The 17,202-nt window shown below is 65.1% G+C and carries 19 protein-coding genes; 10 read left to right on the forward strand and 9 right to left on the reverse strand.

Annotated features, from left to right (window positions below):
- Positions 1-2 precede the first annotated feature (2 nt).
- Positions 3-1,766 (reverse strand): sensor histidine kinase, encoded by a 1,764-nt coding sequence (locus tag Q5H91_RS06385; protein ID WP_305172464.1) that lies wholly within the window; start codon positions 1,764-1,766, stop codon positions 3-5.
- Between the two features lie 433 nt (positions 1,767-2,199).
- Between Q5H91_RS06385 and Q5H91_RS06390 the strand changes: the two genes are divergently transcribed.
- The 3 genes from Q5H91_RS06390 to Q5H91_RS06400 all read left to right on the forward strand — a co-directional run bounded on the left by Q5H91_RS06390 (position 2,200) and on the right by Q5H91_RS06400 (position 5,936).
- On the forward strand, positions 2,200-3,468 hold the full coding sequence (locus Q5H91_RS06390) for an MFS transporter (protein WP_305172465.1): 1,269 nt from the start codon (positions 2,200-2,202) through the stop codon (positions 3,466-3,468).
- A gap of 114 nt (positions 3,469-3,582) precedes the next feature.
- Positions 3,583-5,076: an OprO/OprP family phosphate-selective porin gene (locus Q5H91_RS06395; RefSeq protein ID WP_305172466.1), complete on the forward strand. Its 1,494-nt coding sequence runs from the start codon at positions 3,583-3,585 to the stop codon at positions 5,074-5,076.
- Between the two features lie 26 nt (positions 5,077-5,102).
- Positions 5,103-5,936, forward strand: a complete 834-nt coding sequence (locus Q5H91_RS06400; RefSeq protein ID WP_305172467.1) for a transporter substrate-binding domain-containing protein — start codon at positions 5,103-5,105, stop codon at positions 5,934-5,936.
- 79 nt (positions 5,937-6,015) lie between these two features.
- On the opposite strand, the gene Q5H91_RS06405 is transcribed toward Q5H91_RS06400, so the two are convergent.
- The 5 genes from Q5H91_RS06405 to Q5H91_RS06425 all read right to left on the reverse strand — a co-directional run bounded on the left by Q5H91_RS06405 (position 6,016) and on the right by Q5H91_RS06425 (position 9,296).
- Positions 6,016-6,768 carry an HvfC/BufC N-terminal domain-containing protein gene (locus Q5H91_RS06405; protein ID WP_305172468.1) on the reverse strand — a complete coding sequence of 251 codons (753 nt, stop codon included), beginning with the start codon at positions 6,766-6,768 and terminating at the stop codon, positions 6,016-6,018.
- On the reverse strand, positions 6,765-7,595 hold the full coding sequence (gene bufB, locus Q5H91_RS06410) for an MNIO family bufferin maturase (RefSeq protein WP_305172469.1): 831 nt from the start codon (positions 7,593-7,595) through the stop codon (positions 6,765-6,767). Before bufB ends, Q5H91_RS06405 begins: the two co-directional genes overlap by 4 nt.
- Positions 7,596-7,654: 59 nt before the next feature.
- Entirely contained in the window at positions 7,655-7,930 is a 276-nt protein-coding gene (bufA2, locus tag Q5H91_RS06415; RefSeq protein WP_305172470.1) for a BufA2 family periplasmic bufferin-type metallophore, read from the reverse strand.
- Between the two features lie 188 nt (positions 7,931-8,118).
- Complete coding sequence (locus Q5H91_RS06420; protein ID WP_305172471.1) at positions 8,119-8,760, reverse strand: DUF1109 domain-containing protein; 642 nt, start codon at positions 8,758-8,760, stop codon at positions 8,119-8,121.
- The gene (locus tag Q5H91_RS06425) at positions 8,757-9,296 is read right to left on the reverse strand and encodes a sigma-70 family RNA polymerase sigma factor (RefSeq protein WP_305172472.1); all 540 of its coding nucleotides are present in this window, start codon (positions 9,294-9,296) and stop codon (positions 8,757-8,759) included. The genes Q5H91_RS06420 and Q5H91_RS06425 overlap by 4 nt, the downstream gene beginning before the upstream one ends.
- Positions 9,297-9,521: 225 nt before the next feature.
- Here Q5H91_RS06425 and Q5H91_RS06430 point away from each other — a divergent pair, with 225 nt between their 5' ends.
- Together Q5H91_RS06430 and Q5H91_RS06435 are read left to right on the forward strand one after the other, a co-directional pair.
- Positions 9,522-9,794 carry a BufA1 family periplasmic bufferin-type metallophore gene (locus Q5H91_RS06430; RefSeq protein ID WP_305172473.1) on the forward strand — a complete coding sequence of 91 codons (273 nt, stop codon included), beginning with the start codon at positions 9,522-9,524 and terminating at the stop codon, positions 9,792-9,794.
- A gap of 54 nt (positions 9,795-9,848) precedes the next feature.
- Positions 9,849-10,358 carry a DoxX family protein gene (locus tag Q5H91_RS06435; protein ID WP_305172474.1) on the forward strand — a complete coding sequence of 170 codons (510 nt, stop codon included), beginning with the start codon at positions 9,849-9,851 and terminating at the stop codon, positions 10,356-10,358.
- Positions 10,359-10,387: 29 nt separating this feature from the next.
- On the opposite strand, the gene Q5H91_RS06440 is transcribed toward Q5H91_RS06435, so the two are convergent.
- On the reverse strand, positions 10,388-10,987 hold the full coding sequence (locus Q5H91_RS06440; RefSeq protein ID WP_305172475.1) for a TetR/AcrR family transcriptional regulator: 600 nt from the start codon (positions 10,985-10,987) through the stop codon (positions 10,388-10,390).
- Positions 10,988-11,103: 116 nt separating this feature from the next.
- Between Q5H91_RS06440 and Q5H91_RS06445 the strand changes: the two genes are divergently transcribed.
- Positions 11,104-12,966: a CocE/NonD family hydrolase gene (locus tag Q5H91_RS06445; protein ID WP_305172476.1), complete on the forward strand. Its 1,863-nt coding sequence runs from the start codon at positions 11,104-11,106 to the stop codon at positions 12,964-12,966.
- Between the two features lie 112 nt (positions 12,967-13,078).
- A complete protein-coding gene (locus Q5H91_RS06450; protein WP_305172477.1) occupies positions 13,079-13,225 on the forward strand; it encodes a hypothetical protein in 147 nt (48 codons plus the stop codon).
- Here the strand turns inward: Q5H91_RS06450 and Q5H91_RS06455 are convergent.
- A complete protein-coding gene (locus Q5H91_RS06455; RefSeq protein ID WP_305172478.1) occupies positions 13,206-13,457 on the reverse strand; it encodes a hypothetical protein in 252 nt (83 codons plus the stop codon). The genes Q5H91_RS06450 and Q5H91_RS06455 overlap by 20 nt on opposite strands.
- A 148-nt stretch (positions 13,458-13,605) precedes the next feature.
- Between Q5H91_RS06455 and Q5H91_RS06460 the strand changes: the two genes are divergently transcribed.
- The gene (locus tag Q5H91_RS06460) at positions 13,606-14,484 is read left to right on the forward strand and encodes a YihY/virulence factor BrkB family protein (RefSeq protein ID WP_305172479.1); all 879 of its coding nucleotides are present in this window, start codon (positions 13,606-13,608) and stop codon (positions 14,482-14,484) included.
- Positions 14,481-15,494, forward strand: coding sequence for an AI-2E family transporter (locus Q5H91_RS06465; protein ID WP_305172480.1), 1,014 nt, complete (start codon positions 14,481-14,483; stop codon positions 15,492-15,494). Before Q5H91_RS06460 ends, Q5H91_RS06465 begins: the two co-directional genes overlap by 4 nt.
- Positions 15,495-16,007: 513 nt before the next feature.
- Here the strand turns inward: Q5H91_RS06465 and Q5H91_RS06470 are convergent.
- Positions 16,008-16,211, reverse strand: a complete 204-nt coding sequence (locus tag Q5H91_RS06470) for a VOC family protein (RefSeq protein WP_305172481.1) — start codon at positions 16,209-16,211, stop codon at positions 16,008-16,010.
- 158 nt (positions 16,212-16,369) lie between these two features.
- Between Q5H91_RS06470 and Q5H91_RS06475 the strand changes: the two genes are divergently transcribed.
- Positions 16,370-16,861, forward strand: a complete 492-nt coding sequence (locus Q5H91_RS06475; RefSeq protein ID WP_305172482.1) for a hypothetical protein — start codon at positions 16,370-16,372, stop codon at positions 16,859-16,861.
- Positions 16,862-17,202 lie beyond the last annotated feature (341 nt).

Genomic DNA, 17,202 nt, shown 5'->3' on the forward strand with positions numbered 1-17,202 from the left:
CTTCAAACTACATTCTCCCCGGCATGGATCAGCGTCACGCGAAACGCCGCGCCGCCCAGCGGCGACGGGACGACCGCGACCGTTCCGTCGAACTCCGCCATGATGTCGCGAACGATACCCAGGCCAAGGCCCAGTCCCTCCGCCTTGCCCGTCACGAACGGCTCGAAGATGACGTCGGCGAGCGCGGGATCGATTCCCGGCCCGTTGTCGGCAACGGTCACCGTTACCGTGTCACCCTGCCGTTCCACGACCGTCGCGATCCGGGCATCGGCCGTTCCCGCGACCGCGTCGAGCGCGTTCTGGAGCAGGTTGACCACCACCTGCTCCAGTCGCACGCGCCCCGCGACGACCGCGGGCTGGCCGGCGGGCGGCAGGTCCAGCGTCACCTGCGCGGCGCGGAACCGGTCGGCCATCAGCAATCGTGCACTCGCGATCACCGCGTCCAGCTCGACCGGGCCGATCCTGCCCTTTCCGCGTCGGGCGAAACGGCGCATTTCCTGAGTGATCGAGCCGATCCGCGCGGTCATCTCGACCACCGATGCCAGGCTCTTGCCGACCCGGTCGACCCGCCCGCCGGCGAGATGGTGGAGGGCGTTCTCGGACAGCGTGCGGATGGTTGCGACGGGCTGGTTGATCTCGTGGACGAGCCCCGCGGTGATCGACCCGAGCGATCCCAGCCGATTGGCCTGCGCCAGCTCCTCGCGCGCGTCGCGAAACCGCCGGTCGATCGCGACCCTCTCCGCCATCTCCTCCCGCAACGCCGCCGTCCGTTCCTCGACCGCTGCCTCCAGCCGTTCGCGGATCGCCGCCGACACAGCAGCCCGCGCATTCCACCAGAGAAGGAAGATAACGACCGCGGCCACCAGCAGCGTCGCGGTGAACGTCGTCAGTCGCGCCAGGTTGCGCGCCTCGGCCAGGGATGGGGCCGCTGGCACCACGTTCAGCAACCGCCATCCGGGTACGGGCATGACCGTTCGGCCGACGATCATCCGCTCGCCCGTCGGCCCTCTGGCGGTCGCATCCTTGCCGATGCGATAGTGGCTCGCCAGGAGAGGCGCCGTGCCGAACTGCCCGCTGCCGGCGATCCGCCGGCGCAGCGCCGGCGAGAGTGGCCGAAGCGTCGTGAAACGCTCGTCGGGGTCGGTCCCGAACAGCACGATGCCGCGCCCGTCGATGACGAGGCTCTGCCCCGGATCGACGCTCCAGGCATGCGTCACCGCCTCGAATTCGACCTTCACCACGACGACGCCGAGTGGATCGGCGGCGGTTCCGATCCGCCGGGCAAGGAACAGTCCGGGCCGCCCGCTGACGTTGCCGACCGCGTAATATTCCGCGGCGCCGGATCGCATCGCGTCGATGAAGTAGGATCTGAACCGATAATTGTTGCCGACGAAGCTCTCGGGCGTGCCGGCATTGGAACTGGAGACGGTGTCGGCGTCGAGGTTCAGGAGATAGATGACGGGTGCGCCCGTCCGTTCGGCCAGCAACTTGAGCTTGGCGTCCATCCGCACTCTCGCCCGGGGATCGTCATTGCTGAGCGCTTCCCGCAGGTCGGTGTACTCGCCCAGCACGATCGGCAGCAGCCGAAATCTCGCCAATTCGCTGTCGAACAAGCGGGTTTGCTGCATCGCTGTGCGCGTCGCAGCGGACTGGAGCCGATCGATGGCGCGCTGCTCGAACCAGGTCGTGACCACGATCCATGTGATCGCCGAAGTGGCAATCACGACGATCAGGCCGAAAATCGACAGCCGCTGATTCGATGCCATGAGTGCGGATTACCGCAATCCACCTTCGCACACCATGCGGACTTTCGCACGGTTGTCGGGTTCGCGGACGATCGACCATGAGCTATGTATCTATGATCGCTGTATTTTAATAAAGTTCAGCCGGCGTTTCGCGCCGTGATCGGACGGCGCTACCCTGAGCCCAGTCCCATTATAGGGGCGATGGAGAGGTGTAGCATGACGATGTGAGGCAGCGCCGCGGAAGGTCTGTGCCGGACCGTCCGACAAGATGCTGTCGCTTTACCGCAGGTCCCGACCGCGCCGATCCGCGCCGGGGTGCCGTTGCCGATCGACCCACAACAACGACGTTCAGCGTGGCTCGCTTGCCGATGAAGCGCGCCTGCGGGTGAACGGACCCATCAGGAGACGAGCCGTGGCTTCAACCGCAATGCAACAGGCCGAGAAAGGAGGACGGATGAACGAACGGCTGAAATCGATCATCGGCGGCTCCACGGGCAACATGGTCGAATGGTTCGACTGGTACGTCTATTCCGCCTTCACGCTGTACTTCGCACCCCATTTCTTCCCCTCGACCGACCGGACCGCCCAGCTGCTGAGCGCGGCGGCGGTCTTCGCGGTCGGCTTCGTCATGCGCCCCGTGGGGGCCTGGATCATGGGCATCTACGCCGATCGTCACGGTCGCAAGGCCGGGCTGACGCTGTCGGTGACGCTGATGTGCGCGGGCTCGCTCCTCATCGCCTGCACGCCGGGATACGAGACGATCGGCGTCGCCGCGTCCGCGCTGCTGGTCGTCGCGCGTCTGCTGCAAGGTCTGTCGGTCGGCGGCGAGTACGGCGCCAGCGCGACCTATCTGTCCGAGATGGCGGGCGAGGCGCGACGCGGCTTCTACTCCAGCTTCCAGTATGTGACGCTCATCTCGGGCCAGCTGCTCGCGATCATGGTGCTGCTGCTGCTCCAGGCGGTCATGGACCCGGCGGATCTCGAACAGTGGGGATGGCGCATCCCGTTCTTCATCGGCGCGCTGCTGGCGATCGTCGTGTTCCGCCTGCGCCGCGGTCTGGCCGAGACGAACAGCTTCAAGAACGCCAAGGAAGCCAAGTCGGAACAGTCGGGCCTGCTGACCCTGTTGCGCCATCATCCCAAGGAGACCGCGCTCGTCATGCTGCTGACGGCGGGCGGTACGCTCGCCTTCTACGCCTACTCGATCTACATGCAGAAGTTCCTGGTCAACACCTCGGGGTTCTCGAAGGTCGCGGCGAGCCAGATCAACGCGATCACCCTGTTCATCTTCATGTGCCTGCAACCGCTTGCCGGGGCACTGTCCGACCGGATCGGTCGCAAGCCGATGATGATCGCGTTTGGGATCAGCGGCGTCCTGTTCACCTATCCGATCTTCGCCACGCTGGAACAGACGAGCAGCATGGTGACCGCGACGCTGCTGGTGATGGCCGCGCTCATCATCGTGACGGGCTATACGTCGATCAACGCGGTGGTGAAGGCCGAACTGTTCCCCGCCCATATCCGCGCACTGGGAGTCGCGCTGCCCTATGCGCTGGCCAATACGATCTTCGGCGGCACGGCCGAATATGTCGCGCTCAGCTTCAAGGACGCCGGGTGGGAGCGCGGCTTCTACTGGTACGTGACCGCGATGATCGGGATCTCGCTGATCGTTTATCTCAGGATGCGCGATACGCGTAAGAGCAGCCTGATCCGCGAGGACTGATCGCGCCGCCGCTCCGAGCGGCACGACGACCGCCGATGATCGCCAGGTCAAGGACCGACGATCATCGGCAGCCGGCACGGGGCCGGCCAATCACAACGATATTTTGGGAGATGGATGATGAGGACCGTGAAGCGGATCATCCTCGCGGCGTTGGCGTGCACCACATCGGTGAATGCCTATGCGCAATCGTCGATACCGGCGCCGGTCGACGGGGATGCGAAGGTCGACGCACTGATCCGGGTTCTGGTGAACCGGGGCACGATCACCGCGGCCGAGGGACGGGAACTGCTCGATGCCACCCGCACCGAGCCTGCTGCGCCCATGCAGGGCACATCGGTCGCCGTCGCGCAGACGCCGCCACCGGAGCCCGCCGCCCCGGCGACGCGGCGCCCGCCGCAGCCGTCCGCCGCGTCGCCGCGCGCGCCGTCCGCCGCCGATCTCGCCGCGGCGGCGCGCAAGGACGGGCTGACCGTCGACTGGAAGGGCGGCGCCCCCCGCTTCATCTCGCCCGGCGGTTTCAGCTTCAAGCCGCGCGGTCGCATCCTGGTGGACGCCGACACCACCACGGGATCGCGGTTCGACGATCGCAACATCACCACTACGGGCGCGCGGGCGCTGCGCTTCGGCTTCCAGGGCACCTATGGCCAGAATATCCTGTATCAGGTCGAGGCCGATTTTTCCGACACGGCGGAAATCACCAGCGCCTATGTCGGGTGGCGCCAGAAGCTGACCGAGAAGGTCACGACTGAACTCGACGTCGGCTCGCGCCTGACCGAGCGCGGCCTCGAAGGATCGAGCGGTTCCGACCAGGTGCCCTTCATGGAACGCAACGCGGTCGGCATCGGCCTGGTGCCGCTGAAGGGCTTCTACGGGCTCGGCCTGACATCCAAGACATTTGGACCGAACTGGCACGTCGCGGCGATGGTGGTCGGCGACGGGGTGGACGGCAATTACGCCGTCAGCGACACGTTGACGACCATGGTCCGCGGCCACTGGAACCCGATCAAGGTCGCCGACGGCTTCGTCCATGTCGGCGGGTGGGGGTATCGCGAGGGCTTCTCGCCCGCCGTCACTGCGTTGTCGCTATCGGTCAGGCAGGCCAATCGGTTCAACACCACCGTACGCGTCCTGAGTGGTCCGCTGTCGAACCCCGACCACGCCTATGCCTATGGCGCAGAACTTGGCGGCGGATACCGCAACCTGTGGGCGTTCGGCGAATATGGCCGGCGGGTCGTCTCGTACCGCACCGGCGCGGCGGCGACCCCGCTTGCGGCATGGGCGCTCTCGGCAGGGTGGATGGTCACCGGCGAGAACGTGCCGTTCGACACGCGGACCGGGCTCTACACCACCGTCGACGTCGCCCATCCGCTTGACAAGGGTGGGCTCGGCGCGCTCGGGCTGGTCGTCCGCTACGACGGGATCGACTATTCCGACGCGCCGCTCGGCGGCGAGAGCAAGACCCTGACGCTCGGTGCCAACTGGTATCTGAACAACATCGTGCGGATCATGCTCAACTACACCCATGCCGATCTGACCAACCGGACCGGTCCTTATGTCGGCAACGACACGACCGACACCTTCGCCACGCGATTTCAGATCTCGTTCTGATGCGGCCATATGCGGGAGAATTCATCATGACGGCAGGACTACGGAACGTCATCGGCCGCTTCGCGACGGCCGCTCTGCTGGTGGCGGGGCTGGCCGGCGCGGGTGCGGCGGCGGCGCAATCGTCGCCAAAACCGTCGAACGACGTGGTGCGGGAGATCGCGCCCGGCGGCGTGTTGCGGGTCGCGATCAATTACGGCAACCCCGTGCTGGCGCAAAAAGGGAAGAACGGCCAGGCGGCCGGCGTATCGGCCGCACTGGCGCGCGCACTGGCCAAGCGGCTCCAGACCAAGATCGAGTTTCGCAGTTTCGACAGTGCCGGCGACGTCGTCGCGGCGCTCGACGGCGGGCGGGGCTGGGACGTCGCATTTCTCGCGATCGACCCCAAACGGGGCGAGACCATCGCCTATAGCGCGCCCTATGTCCTTATCGAGGGCAGCTACATGGTGCCGACGAACTCGCCGATCAGGACGAACGCCGACGTCGACCGGCCGGGCGTCCGTATCGCGGTCGGGCGGAACTCGGCCTACGACCTCTATCTCGGCCGCCATCTCCGCCATGCCGAACGGGTGTTCTCGCCGACCTCTGCGGGCGCCATCGCCCTGTTCCAGCGCGAGCGGCTCGACGTCGCCGCGTCTGTCCGGCAACCGCTGGAAGCCTATGCGAAAGGGCGCACCGACGTCCGCCTGCTTCCCGGCCACTTCATGACCATCGAGCAGGCTGTCGCCGTGCCAAAGGACCGCCAGGCGGCGCGTGCCTATGTCGAGGCGTTCGTCGAAGAGATGAAGGCGAACGGCTTCGTCGCGCGCGAACTCCGCCGCAGCGGCCAGACGGACGCGACCGTAGCCCCACCGTCCCGCTGAATACGAAGGACGTGTCGAAGGATCCGGAGCCTGGCGGTGCAATCGTGACCCTCGATGGACATTTTCGACACGGACGCCGTCAATCCGGTTCCACGAAACCCACGATCAGCCCATCCGCGATCCACCGGCCGAGCCAGCCGCCGGCCATCGCCGCGGCATCGTCACCGAACGCCCTGGCGGTTTCGTCGCACAGCATAGCGAACGGCATTCCCGATCGCGCGCGGATCAGCGCCTGCCACTCGAACTGGTCCAGGCCGCGGAACCTCGCCCGGTCGTTCTGCCGCCAGACCAGCGCCGCCTCCGGTTCGTCGAGATGGCATGCGCCGGGCGGCGCTTCTCCCGCGGCCAGCGCGGACCAGATCGCTGCGGCGTTCGTGTGCGTGGCGACCAGATCCAACGCCGGTGCCAGCCGGAGTACGACCCGGTTCCAGTCGACGTCGGCCATGTCGGCGACGCCGAGCGGGTCGGCATCGGGGCCGACGAACACCTCTTCGAGCGCAAGCTCGAGAGCGGCCAGCTCGGCGACCTCGGGATCGTCGACGAACAGTCCGGCGAGCGTCGCAGGGAAGTCACGCGCATAGGCATCCAGTGTCCAGCTGCTCGGCGGGGTGGCGTCGATGTGCGTGGCGGCGGCGGCACGAAAGGCATCGTGCCCGATCCATGCGAGCGTCCTGGCGAAGCTCGCCTCCAGGCACGCCATCAGCTGCGCGCGATAGCTGTTCTGGTAGACCCGCAGCCCGGGCGCGGCGTGCGGGCCGATGCGGCGGGCTGCCCGGACGTCCTCGCGGGTCAGCCAGCCACGCATGTCGCGCTGGAGGGCGAGCAGGTTCACGCGGCCTCCGCGACGGCGCCCGCCGCGATCAGGCGTGCCGTTCCCAACTCGCCGAGCAGTTCGGCCAGCGGCGGGATGTCGTCGTCGCGCTCGATCATCGTCGCCACCGGACCGAGCCGAGGCACGATGTGCGCGTAGAGGTCCCACACCGATGCCGGCACGGGCCTGTCATGGGTATCGACCAGCAGCTCGGCGCCGCAACTATGCCCGGCAAGGTGGATCTGGCGCACGCGCGCGTGCGGCACGCCGTCGAGATAGGCGACGGGATCGAACCCATGGTTGCGCGCGCTGACGAACACGTTGTTGACGTCGAGGAGCAGGCCGCATCCGGTGCGCGCGCACAGCGCGTCGAGGAACTCCCATTCGGTCATGCCGGCGGGGGCGAAGTCGATGTAGCTCGACGGGTTCTCCACGAGCATCGCGCGGCCCAGCGCGTCCTGTGCGCGATGAACGTTGGCGGCGACCAGCGCGAGCGCCTCGTCGGTATAGGGAAGCGGCAGCAGGTCGTGCGAGTTGAACCCTTCGATCCGCGACCAGCTCAGGTGATCGGAGACGAACAGCGGTTCGATCTCGTCGACGAGCGCGCGCAGTCGCGCAAGATAGGCGGCGTCCAGTCCGTCAGCCGAGCCGATCGACATCGAAACGCCGTGCAGCGCCACCGGATAACGCGCTCGGACATCGCGCAGGATGCGCCGCGGCTGCCCGCCGTCCACCATGAAGTTCTCGGAGATCACCTCGAGGAAGTCGACCGCGACGCGGTGCTCGAGGAACTCGGCATAATGGGGCCTGCGCAGACCGAGTCCGAAGCCGGCGAACGGGGGGATCATGACTGCCTCCTTTTTCACGAAGAGCGGCCCGGCGGATCAGTCCGCCGGGCCGGCCACGGTCACTTCTGCTCGGTCAGGCTGCCGCCCTGGGCCTTGCACGCCTTGGCGCTCAACTCCTTGAAGCCGTGGCCCTTGCACTCGTTCTGGCCCCTGCACTCGTTGGCTGCGGTCTTGCAGTCCGAGGTGCCCTTGCACGTGTTGATGCCGTAGCAGTGGACGATCTTCCCGGCCTTGGCGCCCTGCGCGACGGCCGCGCTCGGTGCCGATGCTGCCGCCACGGCGACGATCGCGGCGGTGGTGGCCAGGCTCAGGCTGGTGCGGACGGTGGTGTTCATGTCGATCTACTCCGAGGGGAATTGGTGCCCATTGGCTCCCCTAGTTCGCCGCTCGCCAGATGACGGTTACACGTCCATGACCGATTCTCGCGCCCGAATGCCCGAAAGCGGCGGGACAGCAGGTTCGCCCGCTTCCGCATCCATCGTCGGTGGCGAGGACCGCGTTCCGGACCCATCCACGCCACGGCTTACCAGCGCAGCAACCGGGGGCCGAGCACCGAGCCCAACAGGGTGGCGAGCAGGATACCCAGCGAATACCAGGTCAGCACGAAGATGGCGGACACCTCCGGGCAGTGCAGGCAGTAGACGCTCGCGGCGAAGGCACCGGCGGTGAACCCCGCCGCCGCGCCGGCCGCGCGCAGCCGCGTCGGGGCGAGACGGCGGAACGACCACAACAGGCCGCCGAAGATCGGAATGGCGAAGAGCAGTACCAGCCACGGGCACGCCATCCACGTTCGGCCCAGCCACATCGCCATCCAGTCCGACCGCGGCGTGTTCGCCAGCTCCAACAGGCCGACGACAGCGAGGAGCACGACGGGTATCGCGGTCAGCCAGAGCCCGCGCAGCCGATCGCTGTCGGGGCGGGCGAGCTGCACGGTCAGGGCGAGCGCGGCCGCGGAGAGCGAGAGCGTGTAGCCCCACTTGATCCAGTAGGAAGCCCGCTGGACCGCCGTGCCCAGATCGTCCCGCGGCCCGAGCCACAGGATCAGCAGCATCGCCGAGACGACCGCCCCCGCCGCAATCCCCAGACCCAAACGCCGTCCCACGGCCCCGCGCCGTACGGGACCGGCGTCCCGGGCGAGCCGGATGACAAGATCGTCGGTGGTCATCGGCGCGCTCCGTGAACCCGCGCCATCAGCGTCTTCAAGCCGCGATGTACCGAGACCTTCACGTCCGACTCACCGATACCGCCCGCCTGCGCGGCCTCCGCGACACTCAGCCCCTGGAGGCGCGTCGCGCGGATCATCCGCGACTGCTTGTCGGGTAGCGTGGCGAGAAGCTCGTCCATGTCGATGCGGGCGGTCACGTCATCCTCGAAGCCCGCCGTCACCAGCTGATCCTCCAGTCCGTCCAGCGGCTGCAGGCGCGCGCCGCGGCGGAACTGATCGATCATCTTGTAGCGCGCGATCGCGAAGAGCCACGCGCCGAACGTACGGTCGCGGTCGTAGGTCGAACGCCGGGTATGCACGGCGATAAGGGTTTCCTGCACCAGATCCTCAACATCGTCGTCGGCGCCGCGCATGCGGCGTCGATAGAAACCCCGCAGGAGCGGGACGAGCCTATGCAGCAGCGTCGCATGGGCCGCGACGTCGCCGTCCAGCCCATCGACCATCAATCCGCGCAAGACTTCCTCGTCGATCCGCATCCCCGCTCCTCGCCTGTCGGTACGGCGCCGGCGGACACATGGTTACACCGTAGCCCGATTATCTTTGCGCGATTATCTTTCCTGAGGGTCGCGATGTAACGCCTCGCCCATCTTCCTCGAACTGCCGGATGTGACACGGGCTTCCCGCCTCCTCCCCGGTCACCGCGCGGTCCGGTATCATCGGCCGGGCCGCGCGCCGAGGCACAGGATCTGAAGGACCTGAACATGCGCAACACTCACGCGGCCCTCGCGGCCAGCATCGCCATCGCCTCCGCCGCGCTCGCCGGTGGCGCCTCGGCGCAGCAGAAGCCCGCCATGGAGAAATGCTACGGCGTATCGCTTGCCGGCAAGAACGACTGCGCGGCCGGGCCCGGTACCAGCTGCGCCGGCACCTCCAAGGTGAACTATCAGGGCAATGCCTGGAAGCTCGTCAAGGCGGGTACCTGCACCGCGATCAAGACGCCCAAGGGCAACGGCTCCCTCGCGCCAAAGGCTTGAACCCAGCGTGGCCGGAGCATCGCACGCTCCGGCCGCAGCCACCGGAGCCGTTCCATGATCCAAGCACTCGCGCTCTACGACCGCGCCACCCGCGCCGCGTCGATCCTCCTGCCCCGCTCGCTGCTGGTGCTGGTCGCCAGGCTCGGCATCGCCGGCATCTTCTTCCTGTCGGGCCGCACCAAGGTCGACGGCGTGTTCCACATCACCGACGGCGCTTATGAGCTGTTCCGTACCGAATATGTGCTGCCCTTCATCCCGCCCGACCTCGCAGCGGTTGCGGCCACGACAGCCGAGCATCTCTTCCCGGTGCTGCTGTTGGCGGGCCTTCTCACCCGGATATCGGCGCTGGCGCTGCTCGGCATGACGCTCGTCATCCAGCTATTCGTCTATCCCGATGCATGGTCCACGCATCTCGGCTGGGCGGCCATCCTGCTGCCGCTCGTCGCGCACGGCGGCGGCGCATGGTCGCTGGACGCTGTGGTCCGCCGCTCGCTGGGCGGCAGGAGCCGCGTCCTGCAGGATGCCGCCCGCGCCCCGGCTGATGAGACGAAGTCTTTCGCATGACCGGCGGTGCCGTGCGCCGTGCGGGGCCTTCAGCGATCAGCAGCGACAGCGTCGGTCGACGCCGCCGGGCCGGGCAACAGGAGCGATAGCAACGCCGAGAGATCCCGCTTCGCACCCGACACGCTCAACATCTGCCCATCGCGCATGGATCGCCATGCCTCCCAGCTCGAGATGACTTCCAAGTGGCGCAGCATCTCGGGCGATCCGTCGCAATCCGGTCCGAACATCGTGGCGATGTTCTGCCTCAACAGAAAGGCTGCTTCCGCCATGAGCTCATCGAGGTCGGGATTGCCCCGCGCCCGCGCAGCGTCGATGAAACACCGCACGGGCGTGACCAGCTCGTACACCGCTGCGCGATGCTCCACGAAAGCGTGCAGCCTCGCGCGCCGATCCCCTTGGGATGTCGGAAAGGGATGACGGTCCAGCATGCTCGCCCTCAACATGCGCGCCAGTTCCAGCTCCAGTGATTGGACGCCGTCGAAATAGCGGAACACGGTCGCGCGTCCGACGCCGGCACGCTTGGCCAACACCGCCGCGCTGGGAAGTGCGCCGGTCTCGCTGACCAGCTCGAAGATTGCCGCGGCGACGCGGCGCCGGCCATCGACCACCCGTGCGGAACGTCCGTCCAACACGCCCTTCCGCGCTGGCTCCCCGAATGTTTCGATACTATGAGTCTCGATAGTTAGGTCCCTTTCTCGGGCGGTGTTCTGCACAGCGGACGAGGCGCGGCCAAGAGGAGAATGCGATGATCCCGCTCAAGGAAGCTGCCGCCGTTCTACGCTCGGCCGGGCCTGTGCTGTGGCGAGCGTTGCGTAGCGGGCAGATCGTCCAGCCACAGTGCGTCCTGACGCAGCCCGACCCCGACATCCTCTGCGAATTCGATACCCCCGTCGTGCTGCCGGACGGCACGACGCTCCTGGCAAGCGTCTTCCGATCGAAGAAGGCCGCGCGCGAGGGGCGCCCCCTTCCCGTCATCATGTCCGCGCAACCCTATGACGCGAACATCCTGCCGGCGCGTGGCCGGACGCCGTTCGGCGGGCCGCCGCAGCAATACCGCCTCTTTCCCCAAGCCTCGCCGCCGCGCTTCTCCACCTTGACGAGCTGGGAGGCGCCCGATCCGGATTTCTGGGTCAAGGCGGGATATGCCGTCGTGAACCTGAACCTGCCCGGCTATGGCGGAAGCGAGGGACCACCGTCCATCTTCTCGAACCACCAGTCGAAATGCTTCTACGAAGCGATCGAATGGGTCGCGCGCCAACCCTGGAGCAGTGGGGCCGTCGGCTTGAGCGGGGTCAGCTATCTCGCGATCAGCCAGTTCCACGTGGCCGCGTGCCGTCACTATGGTGGCCCGCCCCCGTCATTGAAGTGCATATCGCCGTGGGAGGGGATGACCGATCCCTACCGGGATTTCCACGAGCAGGGCGGGGTATCGGAACAGGACTTTCCGACCTTCTGGTGGCACAGCGAGGTCAAGGTCGCGCTGACCGGAAGCGAAGAGGATTTTATCCGCCACAACAGGCGCAAGCCGCAGGACTGGCATCACGATCATCCGCTCTACGACGCGTTCTGGGCCGAAATGGCCGCGCCGATCGACGACATCGACCTTCCCATGCTCGTCTGCGGTTCCTTCTCCGACCACAATCTCCACAGCGAGGGGTCGGTGCGTGCCTTCGTTCGCGCCAGGTCGGCCAGGAAATGGCTCTACACCCATCGCACCTCGAAATGGACCGCCTATTATTCCGACGAAGTCTCCGCTCTCATCAAGGAGTTCATGGACTGCTTCGTCAAAGGGGAGACCGGCAACGGATTCCTCGAACGACCGCCCGTCTTCCTGGAGGTGCGATCAAGTCGGGATGTGATCCACGAACGTCGCACGGAAAGCCAGTGGCCGCTCGAAGGAGTTCGGTATCGCAAGCTGTTCCCCGCGAACGGAACCTTGCGGTCCACCATGGCCGAAACACCCGTCGAACTCAGCTATGACGGTCGGGGCGGCAGTCTCGCCTTCACCCACATATTCGAGCGCGATACCGAACTCACCGGCGAGATGAAGGCACGCCTGTGGGTCGAACTGCGGGACGGTTTCAGCGACGATGATAGGCGCGTCGGGGACATGACCGTCTTCGTGGCGCTGGACAAGCTCGACATCGATGGCCGCTCCGTCCGGTTCCACGGCTCCGCCGGAATGCAGGAGGACTGGATCACGAGAGGCCTGTGCCGCGTGTCCAGGCGTGAACTCGACCCTGAACGGTCCAAGCCCTGGCTCCCTGTCCTGACCGGCACCAGCGTCGATCCGCTCACCCCCGGCGAGATCGTCCCTATCGAGATCGCGCTGATGCCCAGCAGCACGCACTTCGCTGCCGGTGAAGGGTTTCGCCTCGTCGTCTCTGCCAAGGAGATCGTCCCAACCTCTCCTTTCAGGAAAGACGTCCGCGATCACCGCGGAACGCACGTCCTCCACGTCGGCGGCAAGTACGACACGCATCTCCTGATCCCGGATGTGCCGCCGTTGATCGGTGTGGTGACCGATGTCGTCGAGGACATCTTCGAGCTTGGGGTCAACGCCTGGACAAGCGGCCCTGATAGTCAGCAAGTGGGAACAGCAGGTTGAACAGCGCCGCTAACATTCACCGCGTTCCGAAATAGTATGGCGTAATGACGAGACTGGCCGATAATGGTCAGTCCGCGTTCGGATTTCCTCTCTACATCAGTGGCCCGTCGCCATGGCGGTTGTCGGCCTGCTGATCGATAACAAGAGCGTGACGGACGCGATGAGCGACATCATCCAGGACTATCTCCTGGAATTGCTGGCCTTGATCGACGACGTCCTCAACCCGGTCCTGTTCCTCCTCATGCCTTTGATGACGTGACCATCCCCGGAATCCGCGGCTGATCGCACTCGGCCTCGCTGCCGTCCCGCTGGTGCCGCTCGCCCGCAGGATCGCGGTTGTCGCGCCTCTTGCCATCCCACGACAAATCCTGTCGCTCGAACAGTTCGCGCTGCTGACGCTCATCTGGGGTGGCCTGCGGGGCGGCATTATGGTGGTGGTGGCCCTTGGCCTGCCGGGCGGGTCGGGCGCGTCCGATCGCGCTGGCGGCCACTTACATCGTTGTGCTGTTCTCCGTCATTGTGCAGGGCGGCACCATCGAGCGCGTACTGGCACGCGCCCGACGTCACAAACCCATGCAATTGGCGCTTTAATCGTTGGCGAAAGCATATCCTTGGCTCCGTCGGCATCGCATTTCTGAAATGACCGATGCGACCAGGAACGTACTGGCCAATGTCGCCGTCTGGCTTCGCCTCATGATGAGCACCGTGCGCGGCGCTTTGCTGGACGACTTCGGCATTGCTGCGAGTTCGATAGCCTTTGCCGCCTTCTTGGCACTGGTGCCGCTGATCGGGCTGATTGCAAGTGCCTACGGCATGATCGCCTCACCGGAGACGGTCTCCCGAAATATCGCGAGATTGGTCGCGATCCTGCCACCGGATGCGCAGCGAGTGGTCGCCCAGGGGTTGGCGACGAAGCTCGCCTTGCTGCGCGAGAACGTCGCTACAACGGTCGTTGCGCTCGGAGTGACGCTATTCAGCGCACGGCGGGCGGGGCGATCGTTGCTGCACGGCATCAACCTTGCCTATCGTATCGAGCACGAACGCAGCGGCGTCCGGCGACAGCTCGTCTCTACGTTGCTGGTGCTTGGCTGCGCAGCACTGCTGTTGACCGCGCTCATCTCGCTATCCGTGCTGGCATTCCTCCAGAGCTACGTCCCCGACGGCCTGCCGGGTGCGCGGCTGGTGTCGACCGTCATTCTATTCGGATCGTTGACGCTGGGGGCAGGCTTCGGCCTGATTGTCACCTATCGCTATGCTCCGGCGTGTAAGCCGATCCCATGGCGCTGCGCCCTCCCCGGTACGATCGCCGGGGTGGTGATGTGGCTGTGCGCTACGTCGGTTTTCCGCGTCTACGTATCCCGCTTCGCCTCCTTCGACGATACCTATGGCTCGCTTGCTGCAGTGGTCGTTCTGATGCTCTGGCTGATGGTATCGGCCTGGGTCCTGCTGCTGGGCGCCCGACTGAACGCAGAGGCGATGCGATGGTCGGGCACCTCCATCATCGAAAGAGACGAATGACCGACATTCCTGTCCAGGATCGCTGCCGCAACCGCTTGCTGACGATAATCGCAGCCATCATGGTCATCGCGGCTTTGCGGATCGGCTTCGCCGTCACGATGCCGATCGCGTTCGCTGCGATCACTATAGCTGCTCTATGGCCACTCAAGCGATGGCTGGCAGGGTTCATGCCGTCCTGGGCGGCCTACACGCTGACGATGCTGGCCTTGGTAATCATCCTCGGCGCGTTCGCGGCCGCAGTCTATCTGTCTATCGGGCAGGTCATCGCGGTCATGGCTTCGGAGTGGCCAAACCTCGAACGTAGCTACGGCAAACTGGCAGTCTGGGCATCCAATCACGGCGTACCGCTATCCGGCACGGCCGATCGGCAGCGGATCGTCGCGCTGATCCAGATGTTGGCCAGCGGCGTCTATGCGTTCGTCACCTATATCGGATTCATCGCATTGGTCGTCATGCTCGGCCTGCCCGAGGTGCCGCGCTTCCGTCGCAAGCTGCACGACATGGTGGACGGCAGCGAACGCCGATCCATGCTGGACGTAGCCGAGGCGATTTCTGGGCAAATCCGCCGCTATCTTGGCACCACGCTCGCGACCAGCATCCTTACTGGCGTCGCCTCCGCATTGTGGTCCTGGATGACCGGCCTCGAACTCGCGCTGGTCTGGGGGCTGCTCAACTTCCTCCTCAACTTCGTACCCGTGATCGGCAATGTTGTCGGCATCGTTCCACCGGTCCTCTACGCGCTTGTGCAGTTCGGCGGCTGGCACATGCCGGCGCTGGTGTTCATCGGTTTCGCGATCCTGCAGGTGACGATTAGCAACGTCGTGTACCCTCTCCTGCAGGGCAAGCAGCTATCGCTTTCTCCACTGGCGATCATCATCGCGATGACGGTTTGGAGTTGGGTATGGGGCATCGCTGGTGCGCTTATCGCGGTGCCCCTTACCGCCGCGCTCGTGATCGTCTGTCGTCAGTTCGATCGCAGCCGCTGGATCGCCAAGTTGCTGTCGGCGTGAGGCGGCTGGGAAGGCCGAACTTCTAGGATCGGCAAGGATTGTTATGGAAGCTATGCTGATCGAGGCGGGTCCGTTTTGAAGGTCATCATCAGCACGCCTGAGCAGATAGATGCGCTCATCTGCGTCTAGATAGCTTGAGTTTACGGGTAAGGAGTTGGTTAGATCGGCCATGCTGCACGACTATCAGCTGATTTGCTTCGGCTGTATCCTGCCGATCTACCAACCCGGTAGTAGATCGGCGTCGACCGATAGGAACCACTCGACAGCGTCAGATCGGGCCGATTTCGAGATTTTCATCTTCTGGAGCCAGTCACAACAGGTCGGGATTGGCTACTAAGACCCAATTTCCGCCGCTCAGCAGCGAACCCATCCACGCCATGTCCGGCCGTTTGCTCACGAGTCCTGATCACACCGATCAACCACATCTTCAAACTGTCGGTTTACCGCGCCTGCTTGATCTCGGTTGACTGATAGGCCGTTTGGCCTTCCGGCGCGATGGAGATGAGCAATGAGTCATTCGACATTGCCGGTTGTAGTGCACGAATAACTAGGTCCGTCGTCCGTCAGTTTCCATCCGAACACCACCGCATAAAAGGCTCGAGTAGTATCGATGTCACTCGCGGGAAGCTCGATGAAATCGATGCGGGCCACTGACAATATCCCTTTTAACAAAACCGCTTCAGATAATCCTGAGCGCTGTCGATCGACACGTTGCATCACCTGTTCCCGTCAACGGCAACACGTCGAACCGACTGCTTGGCTGAGCTATCCAGACCGATGGTCAAGCTCCCGCCCTTCGTTGCTGAATTGGGGTTGGCATCCCGGCCGCCAGGGTAGCATATCTGCACATGATCGCGGGGGAATAGGAAACGGTCGTGCTGACATTTATGCTCATGCTGGCAACACCGGCCTACACCGTACCGCCGGGTCTGGCAGGGGTGGCCGGCTTGCAAGGTTGCTGGCGAGTAAGCGGGCAGGTTCAGGGCAAAGACTCGCCGTCGATCGCGCGGGGCGAATGGCATTTAGGCAGGCGCTACTTCACGCTGCACCTGCGCGCGACCGGATCGGACCCGTATGAGGCGGCAATCACCTATGGTGCCGGTGAGAAACCCCCGGCCATCGGCTCGGTATTTTCCGACACTTTTGGTGGGCTGTACGAACCCTCGCTCGGTCTCGGCGAGCTTGAACAGGACGGGTTCGTGCAACGCTACCGTTTCGCGGATGCGACATATGTAAATCGGTTCAGCCGCTCCGGCACTGGCTGGCGTTGGACCATTACGGAGGAAATCAAGGAAAAGCCGCCGTCAGTCTTTGCGGACTATCGCCTGCGCGCGGCTTCATGCCGCGGAATGAAGTTTGATTATTGAGGTAATCGGCCCGAGCGCCCTTCCAAAAGGGGCCGAGCGGGGGGCAGCAGCCGAGCCGCCATCGACCTTGGCGGTCGCCGGGCGCTGCTTTCCCAAAAGCTGTTCCGATTGCAGTTCCCGAAACTGACAGGTGAAGACGGGAAAACGGGAATGCCGTAGCCGTCCCCAGCGAGGGTTTCCAAAGACCACAGGCGAGTAGCCGGCGATTTTTTCTGTATGCTGATTAACTGCACAGCGGCGGAATGACCCACAAACCGCCACTCAGAGTTGATTGCCCGCTTCCGATTTCCGGACGTTGGTTCATGCGAGCAAACCGTTGCTTCAGCTACGCGTGCCGTGAG

It is taken from the genome of Sphingomonas aurea (assembly GCF_030678875.1).
In the GTDB taxonomy this organism is placed as follows: Bacteria; Pseudomonadota; Alphaproteobacteria; order Sphingomonadales; family Sphingomonadaceae; genus Sphingomonas; species Sphingomonas aurea.

Bases quoted from the DNA above. Each gene is read 5' to 3' on its own strand.
- Q5H91_RS06395 (WP_305172466.1), top strand. From the start codon at position 3,583: ATGATGAGGACCGTGAAGCGGATCATCCTCGCGGCGTTGGCGTGCACC.
- bufB (WP_305172469.1), bottom strand. From the start codon at position 7,595: ATGATCCCCCCGTTCGCCGGCTTCGGACTCGGTCTGCGCAGGCCCCAT.
- Q5H91_RS06385 (WP_305172464.1), bottom strand. From the start codon at position 1,766: ATGGCATCGAATCAGCGGCTGTCGATTTTCGGCCTGATCGTCGTGATT.
- Q5H91_RS06460 (WP_305172479.1), top strand. From the start codon at position 13,606: ATGACCGATGCGACCAGGAACGTACTGGCCAATGTCGCCGTCTGGCTT.
- Q5H91_RS06445 (WP_305172476.1), top strand. From the start codon at position 11,104: ATGATCCCGCTCAAGGAAGCTGCCGCCGTTCTACGCTCGGCCGGGCCT.
- Q5H91_RS06450 (WP_305172477.1), top strand. From the start codon at position 13,079: ATGGCGGTTGTCGGCCTGCTGATCGATAACAAGAGCGTGACGGACGCG.
- Q5H91_RS06420 (WP_305172471.1), bottom strand. From the start codon at position 8,760: ATGACCACCGACGATCTTGTCATCCGGCTCGCCCGGGACGCCGGTCCC.
- Q5H91_RS06390 (WP_305172465.1), top strand. From the start codon at position 2,200: ATGAACGAACGGCTGAAATCGATCATCGGCGGCTCCACGGGCAACATG.
- Q5H91_RS06400 (WP_305172467.1), top strand. From the start codon at position 5,103: ATGACGGCAGGACTACGGAACGTCATCGGCCGCTTCGCGACGGCCGCT.
- bufA2 (WP_305172470.1), bottom strand. From the start codon at position 7,930: ATGAACACCACCGTCCGCACCAGCCTGAGCCTGGCCACCACCGCCGCG.
- Q5H91_RS06430 (WP_305172473.1), top strand. From the start codon at position 9,522: ATGCGCAACACTCACGCGGCCCTCGCGGCCAGCATCGCCATCGCCTCC.
- Q5H91_RS06435 (WP_305172474.1), top strand. From the start codon at position 9,849: ATGATCCAAGCACTCGCGCTCTACGACCGCGCCACCCGCGCCGCGTCG.
- Q5H91_RS06470 (WP_305172481.1), bottom strand. From the start codon at position 16,211: ATGCAACGTGTCGATCGACAGCGCTCAGGATTATCTGAAGCGGTTTTG.
- Q5H91_RS06465 (WP_305172480.1), top strand. From the start codon at position 14,481: ATGACCGACATTCCTGTCCAGGATCGCTGCCGCAACCGCTTGCTGACG.
- Q5H91_RS06425 (WP_305172472.1), bottom strand. From the start codon at position 9,296: ATGCGGATCGACGAGGAAGTCTTGCGCGGATTGATGGTCGATGGGCTG.